This is a genomic window from Rhizobium sp. YTUHZ045, from assembly GCF_051124255.1.
GTDB lineage: Bacteria > Pseudomonadota > Alphaproteobacteria > Rhizobiales > Rhizobiaceae > Rhizobium.
In genome coordinates this window covers 23,901-39,379 of sequence record NZ_CP101434.1, presented here as the reverse complement: position 1 = coordinate 39,379, position 15,479 = coordinate 23,901, and the positions used below count along the sequence as shown (strand labels likewise).

Here is a 15,479-nt window from a genome sequence, read left to right as displayed (position 1 = left end):
GCTCCGGCAAGCAACAGTTGCACAGCGGTCGTCTCCGCGCTTCGGATTAATCTCTTGTAAAGCGATGTCCGATACTGCTTGCCTGAACAGAACATATAAAGCTGCACATGAGCCGGCCGGATTACATCCCCAGTCTCGATGGTCTGCGCGGTCTCGCCGCGATTCTGGTCGTGCAAGCGCATATCGGGCTTGTCTTTCCAAACACAGGTTTGCATTTCATCACAATGGGCAGCGAAGCCGTCGGCCTGTTCTTCGCCCTCAGCGGCTTTCTGATGGCCCATCTCTACGGCTCACGACCGGTCACCAAGGAAACCGTCCTGGATTTTCTTGTCAGCCGCTTTGCCCGCATCTATCCGGTCTATCTGGCTGCAGTCCTGCTCGTGGCGGCGCTGTCCGGCATGCAAAGTCTAAACTTCGTTCAGCCGATCATCGGCGGCACGGAGTTTCTCCGCCATGTCTTTCTTATGGGCTCGAGCGGGGTTTTCTGGTCAATTCCACCTGAAATTCAATTCTATCTGTTCTTCCCGATCCTTTGGCTCTGCTTGACCCGCCCGCAGCGATATAGCGGTGTGATCGCAGGTTTGGCGGTGCTGGTCGTGGTGGATGGTCTGCTCGAGCTGCCGGGACCAGGTATACTGCTTCTTTCCAAGCTCCCCTATTTTCTGTTCGGCGCGCTTGCCGGGGCGATGCATTCCTGCTGGGAAAGGTGGAGGCCATCCGCCTCCACCGGCGCTTTCACGCTGTTCCTTCTGGCGGTGTTCTTCACGTACAGGCATGTCTTGCCCGGTTTCTCCCATGAATTCTGGGGGCTTCAAAGTGCGCTCGCGGCAGCCGTCATCGTGGCGCTCGCCGCTCGACAGCCTCCGATCGCAGCCCATGTCCTGGCAGCGGCACCCATGCGGTTCTTCGGGGCGATCAGCTTTTCGCTCTATCTTTTCCACGTCCCCATCACGTTCCTTGTACGCCGGGCTTTCGACGGTCTGATTCCGGAACCGGTACTCGTCCTGGTGGCGCTTGGCGTTGCGGCTGCAGGAGCATGGTTCATTCACGAGACGATAGAAGTCCCGAGCCGACGCCTGCTCGTCGCGTGGTGGCGGCATCATCGGCGGCGCGCAGCCTCGCGCGAAACTCCGGCTGAGACGATCGAACAGGCGATCCTCGACCTGCAAGAGACCGAAAAGCGCTTGCTGGACGGCGCAACTGCGGCCACGACGGGTAAACAGCAAATTCCGACGACCTCAGAACTCGGAGCCGGCCGCACTGTCATTCAGGATAATGGCGACGAGAAGCTTCGCGCCTAAAGCGCCGGTCAGCTTACGGCTAAACCGCAATCCGACTGATCGCTTCGGCAAGCTGCGCCTGCGAGAAGGGCTTGCCCAGGCGGGGCAGATCGGCGGCACCGGGCCCATCGGGCAGATCGGCGTAACCGGTGGCGAGAATGATCGGCATCTCAGGCCACTCGTTGCGAATCGCTTGGGCGAGCTGCGCCCCCGTCATCCGTGGCATTGCGTGATCGCAGATGACCAGATCGACCGGTTCCTTGCGCAGAATGTCGAGCGCCTCCGGACCGGCCATCGCCTCGAAAACGGTGTGGCCGAGATCCTCCAGCATCAGCGTCGTATTCATCAGGACCAGGCCGTCGTCATCGACGGCGACAATGCGCAGCCCCTGCGGTGCGTTATCCGGTTTTTGCGGCATGTCGGCCGGTGCTTCGGCAGTCTGTTCGGCAATGACGACAGGAAACCATAGCTCGGCCGTCGTGCCTTCGCCCAGCGTGCTCTTCAGGATGAGCCGGCCGCCGGACTGGCTCGCGAGACCTTGCACCATGGAAAGGCCGAGGCCCGTGCCCTTGCCGACACCCTTGGTAGTGAAGAACGGCGTGACCGCCTGCTCCAGCGTCTTCGCATCCATGCCCTCGCCTTCATCGATCACCGCGATTCTTATATAGCGGCCAGCCGACAGCGGCCCCTTGCCTGCGGTTATCGTTTCCTCGGATGCGCGAAGCATGATGCGGCCGCCGGAAGGCATGGCGTCTCGCGCGTTGACGACGAGATTGAGGATCGCCATCTCCAGCTGGTTAGGGTCGGTGAGGATTGTCGGCAGCCTGACCGGGAAGGACGTCTCGATCGTGGTGAGGGGGCCGAGCGACCGGCTCAGAATTTCCATCATGCCGCGCACCAGGCCCGGGACGTCGATCGGCTCCATGTGCAGCTCCTGCCGGCGGGAAAAGGCAAGCATGCGCTGCGTCAAGGCAGCACCCCGCTGGGCGCCCTGCATGGCATTGTCGACCAGCGACGTCAGCGAGCGGTCCTGCGGCATGCGCTTCTTCAGGAGTTCGAGACTGCCGAGCACGGCCATCAGCAGATTGTTGAAATCATGGGCGATACCGCCGGTCAATTGGCCAATCGCCTCCATCTTTTGCGATTGGAAAAGCTCTTCGCGCGCCTGCTCCAACGCCCGCTGCGTCTCCATCTTTTCGGTGATGTCGCGGGTGATCTTGGCGAAACCTAGTACTTCGCCGTCTTCGTCGCGGATAGCGTCAACGACGACACTCGCCCAGAAACGGCTGCCATCCTTGCGGACACGCCAGCCCTCCCTTTCGAACCGTCCTTCGGCGCGCGCGACCCGGAGCGCCTTCTCCGGCAGGCCGGCCGCGCGATCCTCGGGCGTATAGAAGGTCGAGAAATGCCGGCCGATGATTTCATCGGGCCGATAACCCTTGATGCGCTCGGCGCCGAAATTCCAGCTGCTGACATTGCCGTCAGGATCGAGCATGTAGATCGCATAGTCCGAAACGCCCTGAATCAGACGGCGAAATTGCTCCTCGCTCTGACGGATCGCGTGTTCGGCGGCCCTGCGTTCGGTCAGATCGCGGGTGATCTTGGCAAAGCCAACCAGTTCGCCGGAGGGATGGCGGATGGGATCGATGACCACATGCGCCCAGAAGCGGCTGCCGTCCTTGCGCCGGCGCCAGCCCTCCCCCTCGTACCGGCCCTCTTCCACCGCCGTGATAAGCGCGCGCTCGGGGATGCCCGCGGCTCGATCCTCGTCCACATAGAAACGGGAAAAGTGCTCGCCGAGAATTTCCGAAGGTTTGTAGCCCTTGAACCGTTGAGCGCCGGTATTCCAGCTGGTGACGATGCCTTCCGGGCTCAGCATGTAGATGGCGTAGTCGGTGATGGCATCGACCAGAAGGCGAAAGCGTCCCTCTTCATCAAGAGACGTATCATGTCGATCCAGCACTTCCATCTGCCCCTCTCGGTTACCAGCGCTCTTAACGCTACACCGGGCAGAAGGTTCCGAAAATATCACACTTTTCACATGGCCCTGACCTGTGGATGGAACCGCTCACCGATGTGCTCGGCAGCAGCATAGGCCTGCGAGACGATCTCCGGCACGAGATCGATATCGGGAAGACTGCCGAGGCCGAGCGGACCGACGGCAAAAAGCCCGGCAACCGTCGAACCGTCCGCCAGGAAGGGCTCGCCGCGCGCATTGACCGCCAGCCCGAGCGAAAGTTCGTCCGGCATGGCGAGACCGGCGGAAAACAGGCTCTGCATCAGCGGCGCGGAAAGATCCGGCGCCCGGCAGCGGCAATCGATGATGCGCTCGGCATGGATGACCTCTTCGACAGAGGAGCCGGCCGGCGTGAAGAACAGGCCGCTCAGCCCCTGGCGGCCGGCCCGGCCGCGGCGCAGCACCGTGCGGCCTTCGGCAAGCTCGCGTTTCAGGCGCAGGTGCATGGCCTCCGGCAGGCGATTGCGGTGGCTGTCGTAGATCGCCCGCAAATGACGGTTGAACTGATGTTTGTCGCGGGCCGGCAGCGATCTCCACAGAGAGCGGGCATGTTTCCTCAGACCGTTCATCACCGATTGCCAGCTTCGCCCCTCTTCTTCCGCCTCGCGACAGGCCTGGCGGATGAAACGCACAATGTCGGGCAGGCTCTCCGGCAGCGCTTCGGCCGGAAACACCGGATCGGCGGAATTCGGCGTATGGCTCTGGGGCAGGAAGCCGCGCCGGGAAATGATCGTCACCTGGCCGGCATAACCAGAATCGCGCAGCTGCAGCAACTGATCGACGACGCGAATGCCGCTGCCGAGCAACACGGCATGCGGCCGCGCGACGAGGCGCTGGGCCCTGACCGGCGACGCGCCCGGCCCCTCGGCATCCGGATCGCCCAGGCCGTAGCCGGTGGCGAGAATCACCGTATCGAACAGCGGATTGGCTGGATTGGCGCTTTCGAGCAGGAAGCGGTTGCCGTGGCTGCGGCGGATCGCCACCACGGGATCGTTGCAGACCTGGACGGTGATGTCCCGGCGCGCCGCGAGCGCTTCCGAAAAGCGCTGGTAGACATAATCGCTGAAGATCTCCTTCGGCACGAAGATCTGCCGGAAACCGGGAATGGCGGCCGGCACGGCGGCGCGGAAAGCGGCGTTGCTACAGAGCCAGTCGTTGAAATCGTCGCTGTCGCCGACCGAAACAGAGAGATCACGCACGCGGGTGTTGAGGATCGTCGAGGCGCGGGCCGAGGCCAGCGCCTGGCCGCCGCTGACCGACGAATTCGGATCGAACAGTTGCAGATGGAAGGGTGCGCGCACCGTCTTCATCAGCGCAATGGCCGTCATCATTCCGGAGAAGCCGCGCCCGACGATCGCTATGCGCGGCACGGCCGAGATCTGCGCTGCCGCCTTGGCTCTTCCGGAAAAAAGTCCCTGAACCGTCATCGCAACTCCTTTGCGCTTCATTCGCAGCCTGGGGTCGATCGAGGTTTCAACGCGTAAACAGCGGATCACGCGTTGATGAGGGTCACGCGGCCATTGACGCCGCAGCTCGGGGTCCAACCGGGGAACCCCGCCAAGAACACGAGGGATCCCCTCGCCGATAGTCTATTAAACTGGTCGTGTATGAAAGCGCTAAACGGCATCCCTGGCAAGGGCTTTTATTATTTGTTACCATAAATCATTGATATAATTGTAAGTTTGTGTGAAGCCCTCAGCTGCCCTCGCCCGGATATTGCTTCGCCTTCAGGAGACCCGCCAGATGCGCCGTGTTGCGCGCCAGCATATCGACGGCCTTCGTCACGACCTTCGGCACCTTGTCGAGATCGACGAAATTGGTGGAGCCCATCGCCTCTCCGACCCAATAGGCGACGGCATTCGCCGGAATGGTGAAGCCGACGTCGTTCAGCGCCTGGTAGAGTTCGGCCGACACGTGATGGGCGCCGTCCTCGTTGCCGACGACGGCAACGGCCGCGACCCTGCCGTAGGACACCATGCGGCCCTGATCGTCCGTCTCGTCGAGGAAGGCATCCATGCGCTCGAGCACCCGCTTGCAGACGCTGGATGGCTGGCCGAGCCAGATCGGCGTCGCCATCAACAGGATATCCGCGGCGAGGACCTTGGCGCGAATATCGGGCCAGTCGTCGTCAGCGCCTTCGTCCGAGGTGACGCCCGGCTTGATGTTGAAATCGGCAAGCCGCAGCACTTCGGTCCTAACGCCGTATTCAGCCATCGCCTTGTCGACGAGAGCGATCATCCGCTCGGTCGACGACGGATCCTTGGCATCGCTGGCCTTCAGCGTCGCGTTGAGAGCAAGGGCTTTCAACGGCATCGGTCTCTCCGTAACGGTTGCCTGACAGGGGTTTGCTGCTGCAACCCATCCGAGCGCCGATTGTTCCCGCGGGGACGCGGGGGAACCTCACGTAAAAATAACCAGTTGGTGAATTCTTTACTTGAACGCCCGGTTGGAATCGGCAAAAATGACGGTGCTATCAATCCCTTCATGGATTTGCCGTCTTTTCGGGCCAGCGTCCGAGCACCACATCTATTGGAAAAATACCGTGAGCAGCGATGCGTCAACACGCGCGACGAAGCCTTCGGCTTCGATGGCGCTTGCAACTGCGGCAGGCTGGGGCAGAGGCCTCTATACGCTGGTGCGCATCACCGTGATGGCCTTCCGCCATCCCTGGCAGGCCGGCTTTGCGATCGGCGCCACCCTCATCGCCTCGACCTTCCAGCTGATGATTCCCCGCCTTCTCGGCCAGGCCGTCGACCACACGCAGACGGCGATGGGCGGCGGCGCGGCAGGTCAGGCGGCGCAGGACGCGCTTCTGACCACGGCGCTGCTGCTGCTCGGCGCCAGCGTGCTGCGCGGTCTCTTCACCATGGTGCAGAACTATTTCAGCGAATCCGTCGGCCACCACATGGGCTACGAGCTGCGGCTGGCCTGCTACGAAAAGATCCAGCGCCTCTCCTTCAGCTTCCATGACACGGTCCATTCCGGCGACCTGATCACCGTCGGCCTGCTCGATCTCGAAGGCGTGCGCATGTATTTTTCGACGGCGCTGGTCCGCATGATCCTGCTGTCGATCCTGATCGGCATCGGTGCCTATATGCTGCTGTCGACCGACGTCGTGCTCGGCCTGCTGGCGCTGTCCTTCGTGCCTTTTGTCGGCTGGCGCTCCTCGGTGACGCAGCTCAGGCTGCGCGCCACCTGGCTCGACCTGCAGGAGCGGCTTTCGGTGCTGACCCGCATCATGGAGGAGAATCTCGGCGGCATCCGCGTCGTGCGCGCCTTTGCCGCACAGGAGCACGAATTGTCGAAATTCGAGGCGGCCTCGAAGAACGCGCTGGCGCTCGCCCATCAACGCGTCGGCATCCGTGTCGTCAATACCAGCGCCATGACCTTCTCCTTCTTCGCCGCCATGGGCCTTGTCCTCTGGGTCGGCGGGGGCAAGGTGATGTCGGGCGAGATCACCGTCGGCACGCTTGCCTCGTTTCTGACCTTCATGACCATCCTGCAGATGCCGGTGCGCCAGCTCGGCCTGATGGTCAACGCCTTTGCCCGCGCCTCCACCTGCGGGTCGCGCCTCTTCAACCTTCTCGACCTTGACATCGCGATCAAGGACGCGCCGGATGCCAGAGAATTGGCGGTGACGGACGGCGTGCTGCGCTTCGAAAATGTCAGCTTCGCCTATCCCGGCGCGGAAAAGCGCACCGTGCTTCACGACGTCTCCTTTGAAGCCAGGCGCGGCCAGACCATCGGCATCGTCGGCCCTCCCGGCAGCGGCAAGTCGACCATCGCGCATCTTATTCCGCGCTTCTACGATGTCAGCCGCGGCAGGATCACCATCGACGGCCAGGACATCCGCAAGGCGACGCTGCAGTCGCTGCGCCGTTCCGTTGCGGTCGTCCAGCAGGATTCCTTCCTGTTCACGACGACGATCGAGAACAACATCGCCTATGGCGATCCCTGGGCGAAGGAAAGCCGCATCGAACGCGCCAGCGAAAGCGCTCAGCTGCACAATTACGTGCTCGGCCTTCCCACCGGTTACGGCACCGTCGTCGGCGAGCGCGGCGTGTCGCTCTCCGGCGGTCAGCGGCAGCGGCTGTCGATCGCCCGCGCCCTGATGCTGAAACCGGCTGTCATGGTGTTCGACGATTCGACGGCGGCGATCGACGCGGCCACCGAGCAGCGCATCCGCAGCGCCATGCGTCGCTATGCCGCCGACCGCGTGACGATCATCGTCGCTCATCGCCTGAGCTCGCTGATGCACGCCGACCTGATCCTGTTCGTCGAAGACGGAAGGATCGTCGAGCGCGGCACGCATCAGACGCTGCTTTCGCTCGGCGGGCGCTACAAGGCGCTCTACGACCTGCAGGTGCGGCCGGGCGACGAGGTGTTGAGCGCGTAATCATACCCGCTTCTCCCCAACTGGGAGAAGTGCCGAGCAAAGCGAGGCGATCAGGGGGCGAGGCGCGACGAGTGTCTTGAGCGGAAGCGAAGGGCAAATAGGGCGTGCCGTGCGGCCCCCTCATCCGCCTTCGGGCCACTGACCGGGGTCGAGCCGCGGGTCGACTCGTCCTTCGGCCCCCCCCGCTGGGGAGAAGGGGGACAAGCAATGGGATGCAGGCCACCCGACGTCATGGCCGCAGGAGGAATGTGATGGCCGAGGAACTGGAAACCGAGCGTCCCGACGTTCGCGAGGATGGCCGCCGCCCGCCGCGGGCGGTGGTCGGTTCGCATCGCGTCGAGGAGGAAATGTTCGGCAAGGCCTTCGACGGCAATATCATCAAACGGATCTGGGCTTTCGTTCGCCCTTACCGTACCCAGGTCCTCTGGGCTGTTGTCGCGGTATTGACTTTCACCACGATGCAATTGCTGATTCCGCTGATCATCCGCTACGCCATCGACCACGGCATGTCGCCGGGCGGCAATCATGCGGCGCTGATCTGGGCGATCGCCGCCTTTGCCATCGCCATCCTGATCAACTATGCGGCAAGCTACGCCCAGGAGACGCTGGTCGGCAATGTCGCGGAAGAGGTGCTCTTCGACATCCGCAAGGCGATGTTTTCGCATCTCCAGCGGGTTTCGCTCTCCTTCATGGACAAGACCGAGGTGGGCCGGCTGATGTCGCGCCTGCAGGGCGACGTCAACTCGATGCAGGAATTCCTCGAAACCTCGGTGCTGTCAGTCGGCGACATCGTGCTGCTCTTCGGCATCATCTTCGTGATGCTCTATCTCGATTTCAAGCTGGGGCTGCTGACCCTCTCCGTGCTGCCGGTGCTGTTCATCGTCCGGCTATTCTGGCTGCCGCTCGCCCGCAAGTCCTTCATGGCCGCGCATGAGACCAATTCGGTTGCGAATGGCGCGCTCGCCGAAGCCATCCACGGCGTGCGCGCCGTCCAGAGCATGGACCGGCAGGGCGTCAACTTCATGCTCTACGACGACAAGGCGCATGCCAATCTCAAGACACATCTGACCGCGGCGCGTTATGCCCAGGTGATGGTGCCGATCGTCGACAGCCTGACCGGCGTGGCGATGGCACTCGTCATCGTCGTCGGCGGCGCCCGCGTTCTCAACCAAGCGCTCGATGTCGGCGTGCTCGTCGCCTTTCTGTTCTATATCCAGCGCTTCTTCGACCCCATCCGTTCGCTGACGTTGCAATATTCGGTGATGCAGCGCGCCATGGCCTCGGGCCAGCGCCTGACCGAAGTGCTCGACGTGCCTGTTGACATCAAGGACGCACCCGACGCCAAGGCATTGTCGCGCGACATGGACGGATCGGTGGAATTCAAGGATGTCGTCTTCGGCTACAATCCGAAGCATCCGGTGCTGAAACATGTGAGCTTCAAGGTCAATCCCGGCGAGACGGTGGCGCTTGTGGGTCCGACGGGATCGGGCAAATCGAGCTGCATGTCGCTGATCCATCGCTTCTACGACGTGCAGCAGGGCCAGGTGCTGGTCGGCGGCCACGATGTGCGTGACCTGACGCAGGATTCGCTGGGAGCACAGATCGCCATGGTGCTGCAGGAGCCCTTCCTCTTTACCGGCACCGTCTTTGAAAACATCCGCTACCACAAGGTAGATGCGACCCGCGAGCAGGTGATCGAGGCGGCCAGGGCCGTCGGTGCGCATGATTTCATCATGCGTCTGGCCGATGGCTACGACAGCGTTCTCGGCGAGCGCGGCGGCAATCTCTCCCTCGGCCAGCGCCAGCTTTTGAGCTTTGCCCGCGCCCTTGTGGCGGATGCGAAGATCCTGGTGCTCGACGAGGCGACGGCCAATATCGACAGCTATACCGAGATGCTGATCCAGAAGGCGCTGGTGAAGCTGCTCGAAAACCGCACCGGGCTCGTCATCGCCCACCGCCTGGCGACGATCCGCGAAGCCGACCGCATCATCGTGCTGCAAAACGGCGAGATCATCGAAAGCGGCGACCACCGCCAGCTGATGAAGAACGGAAAGCTCTATTCCAAACTCTATAACCTTAACTACGCCTCGTTCGACGATATTCCCGAGGACGTGCTGGAGGAGACAACGGCGGCGCAGTCGGCGACTTGATGGCGCGTATGACTAGAATTAACCACTTGTCGCAAAGTTTGAACGAACAAACGCGTTGCTGCCGCATTTCCCTTTTATCCGGGGCAAATGCCACTGAGGAGAATGTCATGAAGAGAATCATTAGCAGCCTGTTGATCGCGACGGCCCTTGTTGGATCGGCTATCCAGCCTGCTGCCGCGCGTGACCGCCATCACCACAACGATACCGGCCGAGTCATTGCCGGAGGCGTTGCCGCAGGTGTGGTGGGCGGCCTTATCGGCGGCGCGATCGCCAATAGCGGCCCGCGCTACTACGTCGATGGCCCTCGCTATGTCGAGCCGGCGCCGAGGTGCTGGTATGAGGACCGCGACGTCCGCAACCGCTATGACGGCTACTATCACACCGAAACCGTGCGGGTCTGCGAATAGCCCCTGAATTGTTGCGGCGGCGTTGGTCTTAATCGCCCCCGGTTTGTCTCCAGCCGAGGCTGCGTCCCGCAGCCTCGGCTTTCTTGTTCAATATCAGCGACATCCCTTCAAGAGACGAGCCTCTCATCCGGCTGCCGCCACTTTCTTGCTCCCCGTAAACGGGGCGAAGGGACAGTACCGCAACCTCTCCGTCCCCCTTGGCCCCTCGCAGGGCACGTCCCCTCGCTCGAGAGGGTTAGGGTGAGGGGCAGCCATCGGTACAGCCCGGGTCCCAACCGGCATGCCGCGACGGCGTTTTCGTATAAATTCCCCCGACCCTACCGCCTGTCATCCGGCTGTCAGAGACAAGCAATAGCTGACAGCCGATGAATGATGGTCCCGTGAACGGCGGCAAGGTGCCGAAAAAAGAGCGTATGCGCTTCGTCAGCGCCGAACAGGTGGCGCAGCTGGCGGGCGTTTCGCGTTCGGCTGTCTCGCGCACGTTTACGCCAGGCGCGAGCGTTGCGCCTATAACGCGCGAGAAAGTGCTGCGGGCGGCTGAAGAGCTCGGCTATCACGTCAACGACCTGGCGCGCGGCGTGCTTGCCAATCAAAGCCGCCTCGTCGGCATCGTCGCCACACGGCCGGAAGTGGGTTTTCGCGCGCATCTGGCCGCCGCCCTTGCCAAAGCGCTGATCCGGCGCGGCAGCATTCCGGTCCTCATCAACACCGGCCAGACGGAAGACGAACTGCTTGCCGCCCAGAAGATGCTGATCGGCCACCGCGCCGAGGCGATCATCATCCTGTCCGGCTCGCCGCCGGCGAGTTTCCTCGAACTCGCCCAGTGCAACGGCCAGCCGCTCGTGGTCATCGGCCGTTCGGAGCCCGACGCCGATCATGTGCGCGCCGGCAATTCCGAAGCCTCGCGCAAGGCGGCGGCGGTCTTTTATCAAAACGGCAGACGTCGGCTGGCAGTGATCGGCTCCAACTCGGGAACGCCTGCTATCCTGGAGCGCGAAAGCGCCTTCGTTTCGGCGGCCGAGTCGCTCGGTGCATCAGTCGTCGTCGCACGCGGCGGCGATTCCGACTATCAGGGCGGCGTCACCGCCGGGCGCGCCCTCTTCTCCGAAAGAATAAAGCCCGATGCTATCTTCTGCGCCAACGACCTGATCGCCTTCGGATTGGTGGATGTCGCGCGCCTGGAAGCGCGGCTAAGCATTCCGCAGGATATCGCCGTCATCGGCTTCGACGACGTGCCGGAATCCTCCTGGCTGAGCTACCAGCTGACCACCTTCCGCCAGGACGCGCTGGTCATGGCACAGCGCGCCGTCGATCTGATGGAGCGGCGGCTCGAAAACCCGGACTCGCCGCCGGCTTCCGAACGCGTCATTCCGGAACCCGTCATCCGCCACAGCTTCAAAACCTAACATCTCTTACCGCTTCTCGCGGGCGCAATCCTGTGGCAAGAAGGGCTTGATGCGATCGGGTGGGGAGGAAAGTCGCCTGAGATGAAAGGAATTCGCCAGCTCGCCGAGCACCTCGACATTTCGATCGGGACCGTGTCCCGGGCGCTGAACGGCAAGCCGGATGTCAATGAAGACACGCGCCGGCGCGTGCTCGCCGCCGCCGAAGAGCTCGGTTATGTCGCCAACCAGTCGGGCCGCAGCCTGCGCCAGGGCATGACCAATGTCATCGGGCTGATGCTCGAGGTGAGTCGCGAGACGGTCGAAAACAGCGACGACTTCTTCCTCGGCGTTACCGATGGGCTGCAGAGCGTCTTTTCCCGCCACAAGCTCGATCTGGTCATGCTGCCCTGCCCCGACGACGAGGATCCGCACGAATATCTGAAGCGCATGGTGGCGCGCCGCCTGGTCGATGCGCTGATCATCTCGGCGACGCGGCGCACCGACCGGCGCATCGAGCTTCTGGAAAAGGCCCGTATCCCCTTCGTGGCGCTCGGCCGCAGCGCGTCGGGCGGCAGTTATACCTGGATGGATCTGGATTTCGAGGGCGTAGCGGCACGCGGCGTCGACCGGCTCGTTGCGAAGGGCCACCGGCGGATTGCCGTGGCTGCCCCCTCCTCCGACATCAATCTCGGCTATATCTTCATCGACAGTTACCGTCAGGCGTTGAAACGCCACGGCATTCCCTTCGATCCCGCCCTCATCATCCGTGTAAAGTCGAGCGAGCAAGGCGGCTACCAGGCCGGCCACGAACTGCTGATGCTGGAAGAGCGGCCGACCGCGATCATCCTGATCCACGAACTGATGGCGATCGGGCTGTACCGGCGGCTGGCCGAGGCCGGCATCGTGCCGGGTCGCGACCTCGCTGTCGTCGGCTTCCGCGAAGAGCCGCGCACCCATTTCCTGCAGCCGACGCTGACCTCCTTCCGCATGTCGCTGCGTGATCTCGGCGCCCAGCTCGGCGAAACCCTGCTCGCCACCATGCCGGCCTATGCCGAGCATTATCCGCAGGGAGCCCGCAACAGGATCTGGCCGATGGAGCTTGTTCCAGGCGAAAGCGACGCTTTCACGCTGGCGGGCTGAGACCAGGGCCGATTTCAGGCCCGGCTCGGCGCCGACTGCTCCCGGCTCGCCAGCTGATGTGCGACGACGAAGACCATCAGGGCGCCGGCAGCAAGGCAGCCGGCCAGGAAGAACATTGGCGCGACCGTGCTGCCGCTCTCATCCTTGATCCAGGGCACGACGTTCTGGGCGACGAAGCCGCCGAGGTTTCCGACCGAGTTAATGGCGGCAAGGCCGGCCGCCGCACCCGCCCCTTTCAGGAAACGCGAGGGTAGGCTCCAGAACACCGGCTGGGGCGCGAAAATCCCGGCGGCGGCGACGCAGAGGAAGGCGAACTGCACCGTATGGTTCGGGATCAGCGCCGACAGCAGCAGGCAGGCAGCGCCGATGAAGGCCGGGATGACGATATAGGGCGTCTTCGATTGCGCCTTGTCGGCCATGGCGGGAATGGCATAGAGCGAGACGGCGACCAGCAGCCAGGGGATGATGTTGAGGAAGCCGTTGACCGTGTTGCTGACGCCGAAAACCTGGACGATGGTCGGCAGCCAATAGCTGAGGCCATAGGCCGACAGCGGAAAGGCGATATAGCAGAGCGCCATCAGCAGGACGCGCGGATCGACAAGCGCCTTGAAACCGTTTCCGGCATTTTCGCCCATGCCGGCATTTTCCGCAGTGAGCCGGCGTTGCAGCCACTCCTTCTCCTCACGGCTGAGAAACCCTGCGCTCTCCGGCCGGCCGGGAAGATAGAAGAAGGTGACGACGCCGGCAATGACGGCCGGCACGCCAGTTGCCAGGAAGACCCATTCCCAGCCGGCAAAGCCATAAAGGCCATCGAGATCAAGCAGCACGCCGCCGAGCGGTGCGCCGACGGCATTGGCGATGGCGCTGAAGATCATGAACAGCCCGACCATCCGCCCGCGATAGGCCGAAGGGAACCAGAGCGTCAGGAGGTAGAGGACGCCAGGGAAGAAACCGGCTTCGCAGACACCGAGCAGGAACCGCAGGATATAAAACATCGTCGCGTTCTGCGTGAAGGCGAGCGCCACGGTGACAAGCCCCCAGGAGACCAGGATGCGCGCGAACCAGACCCGCGCGCCGAGCCTGTCGAGGAAGAGATTGCTCGGGACCTCGAAGAGAAAATAGCCGATGAAGAAGAGCGAAGCGCCAAGGCCATAGGCATATTCGCTCAGCCCGAGCGCATCGACCATCTGCAACTTGGCGAAGCTGACGTTCTGCCGGTCGATATAGGCGATCAGATAGAGGATGCCGAGAAAGGGCATCAGCTTCCAGGTGATTTTCGAAATCAGCCGCTTCTCGTCGACCATCCTCATCCTCCGGTATCACAACGCATCGTCAGGCGTAGATAGTGCAGATCGCCGATAATCAATCGCTCGTTGTACTTTCCCGGAAGATGGCGGGGCCGCACCCGCTGCCGGGTGCAGCCAGTTTTCCGTTATTCGGCGGCGGCAACGGCGCCGCGGCGGCCGATCGTCGCCTGCGTCAGCACGAAGGCCGAGAAGGCGCAAAGCGCAATACCGGCGGCCATCGGAACGGCGGTGCCGTCGAAGAACAGGCTTGAAATAACCATGGCGACGGCGGCGATGACGAAATGCAGCGTGCCCATCAGCGACGAGGCGGTGCCGGCGATCGCGCCGTGTTCCTCCAGCGCAAGCACCGCGCTCGTCGGAATGACGAGGCCAAGGAAGCCGTAGCCGATGAACAGGAAGGTCGCCATAACAGGCAGCTGGTTGAAGCCTGCAGCCATCACCACAGCCATGACGATCATGGCCAGCGCAAAGGCGCTGACGGCAATCCGCATGACGCGCACCAGGCCGAAACGCTCCCCGAGCCAGCCCGTTGCCTGCGATACCGCGAAGAAGGAGACGGCATTGATCGAGAAGGCGAGGCTGTATTCGGTCGGCGTCAGCCCGTAATGCTGGATCAGCACGAAGGGCGAGTTGGCGAGATAAACGAGGAAGCTCGAAATGCCGAGGCCGCCGATGAAGGTCAGCGTCAGGAAATTGCGATCGGCGAGCAGCAGGCGATAGGCCTTCATGGCGCTGCCGAGGCCGCTGCCGTTTCGCTCCTCGCCCGGGCGGGTTTCCTCAAGCTGGGTGGAAAGCAGGAGGAGGCCGATCACCGCAGCGCCGGTCACGGCCCAGAATACGCCGCGCCAGCCTGAGAGCTCGATGACGGCGCTACCGGTCAGCGGCGCCAGGATCGGCGAGATCGAGAAGACCAGCATCAGCAGCGACATCAGCCGCGCGGCCTGGACGCCGGTGTGCATGTCGCGGACGATGGCGCGCGGAATGACCATGCCGGCGGCACCGCCGATGCCCTGGACGAAACGGAAGGCGATCAGCGTTTCGATATCGGTCGCAAAAGCGCAGCCGATCGACGCGACTGCGAAGAGACCGATACCGAGATAGAGCGGCAGCTTGCGGCCCCACATGTCCGACAGCGGCCCGTAGACGAGCTGGGCAAGCGCAAAGGAGATGAAGAAAGCGAGCAGGGTCAGCTGGGTGACGCTGTTATCGGCATGCAGGTCCTGGCCGATGGAGGGCAGCGCAGGCAGATACATGTCGATGGCAAAGGGACCGATGGCCGACAACAGGCCAAGAATGAGGGCAATGCGAAAGAAGGAAGCCGTCATAATGGTAATCTTTCGTAAAAGCGCAGCGGAAGCGCCGGATCGTCGCTCCGCACTCTTTGGAATCGACGCATC

Annotated in this window: 11 protein-coding genes; 6 read left to right on the top strand and 5 right to left on the bottom strand. The window is 62.8% G+C overall.

From position 1 onward, the window contains the following. The first annotated feature begins 107 nt into the window (after window positions 1-107). On the top strand, window positions 108-1,301 hold the full coding sequence (locus NMA58_RS27325; RefSeq protein ID WP_434714650.1) for an acyltransferase family protein: 1,194 nt from the start codon (window positions 108-110) through the stop codon (window positions 1,299-1,301). A gap of 19 nt (window positions 1,302-1,320) precedes the next feature. Here NMA58_RS27325 and NMA58_RS27320 read toward each other — a convergent pair whose 3' ends face one another. The 3 genes from NMA58_RS27320 to NMA58_RS27310 all read right to left on the bottom strand — a co-directional run bounded on the left by NMA58_RS27320 (window position 1,321) and on the right by NMA58_RS27310 (window position 5,610). Beyond that, a complete protein-coding gene (locus tag NMA58_RS27320; RefSeq protein ID WP_434714649.1) occupies window positions 1,321-3,249 on the bottom strand; it encodes a PAS domain S-box protein in 1,929 nt (642 codons plus the stop codon). Window positions 3,250-3,317: 68 nt separating this feature from the next. Further along, window positions 3,318-4,724 carry an FAD/NAD(P)-binding protein gene (locus NMA58_RS27315; protein WP_434714648.1) on the bottom strand — a complete coding sequence of 469 codons (1,407 nt, stop codon included), beginning with the start codon at window positions 4,722-4,724 and terminating at the stop codon, window positions 3,318-3,320. Between the two features lie 268 nt (window positions 4,725-4,992). Continuing rightward, window positions 4,993-5,610, bottom strand: a complete 618-nt coding sequence (locus NMA58_RS27310; RefSeq protein ID WP_434714647.1) for a flavodoxin family protein — start codon at window positions 5,608-5,610, stop codon at window positions 4,993-4,995. 274 nt (window positions 5,611-5,884) lie between these two features. Between NMA58_RS27310 and NMA58_RS27305 the strand changes: the two genes are divergently transcribed. The 5 genes from NMA58_RS27305 (at window position 5,885) to NMA58_RS27285 (ending at window position 12,775) form a co-directional block, all read left to right on the top strand. Further along, window positions 5,885-7,693 carry an ABC transporter ATP-binding protein gene (locus NMA58_RS27305; RefSeq protein WP_183702243.1) on the top strand — a complete coding sequence of 603 codons (1,809 nt, stop codon included), beginning with the start codon at window positions 5,885-5,887 and terminating at the stop codon, window positions 7,691-7,693. Window positions 7,694-7,944: 251 nt separating this feature from the next. Beyond that, window positions 7,945-9,843, top strand: a complete 1,899-nt coding sequence (locus NMA58_RS27300) for an ABC transporter ATP-binding protein (RefSeq protein WP_434714646.1) — start codon at window positions 7,945-7,947, stop codon at window positions 9,841-9,843. Window positions 9,844-9,950: 107 nt separating this feature from the next. Next, window positions 9,951-10,250, top strand: a complete 300-nt coding sequence (locus NMA58_RS27295) for a hypothetical protein (protein WP_430958983.1) — start codon at window positions 9,951-9,953, stop codon at window positions 10,248-10,250. 365 nt (window positions 10,251-10,615) lie between these two features. Beyond that, complete coding sequence (locus NMA58_RS27290) at window positions 10,616-11,656, top strand: LacI family DNA-binding transcriptional regulator (protein ID WP_434714645.1); 1,041 nt, start codon at window positions 10,616-10,618, stop codon at window positions 11,654-11,656. 81 nt (window positions 11,657-11,737) lie between these two features. Then, window positions 11,738-12,775, top strand: a complete 1,038-nt coding sequence (locus NMA58_RS27285; protein ID WP_097598791.1) for a LacI family DNA-binding transcriptional regulator — start codon at window positions 11,738-11,740, stop codon at window positions 12,773-12,775. Between the two features lie 14 nt (window positions 12,776-12,789). On the opposite strand, the gene NMA58_RS27280 is transcribed toward NMA58_RS27285, so the two are convergent. Both NMA58_RS27280 and NMA58_RS27275 read right to left on the bottom strand, forming a co-directional pair. After that, entirely contained in the window at window positions 12,790-14,079 is a 1,290-nt protein-coding gene (locus NMA58_RS27280) for an MFS transporter (protein WP_434714644.1), read from the bottom strand. A gap of 128 nt (window positions 14,080-14,207) precedes the next feature. After that, window positions 14,208-15,407, bottom strand: a complete 1,200-nt coding sequence (locus tag NMA58_RS27275) for a multidrug effflux MFS transporter (protein ID WP_434714643.1) — start codon at window positions 15,405-15,407, stop codon at window positions 14,208-14,210. Window positions 15,408-15,479: the final 72 nt, after the last annotated feature.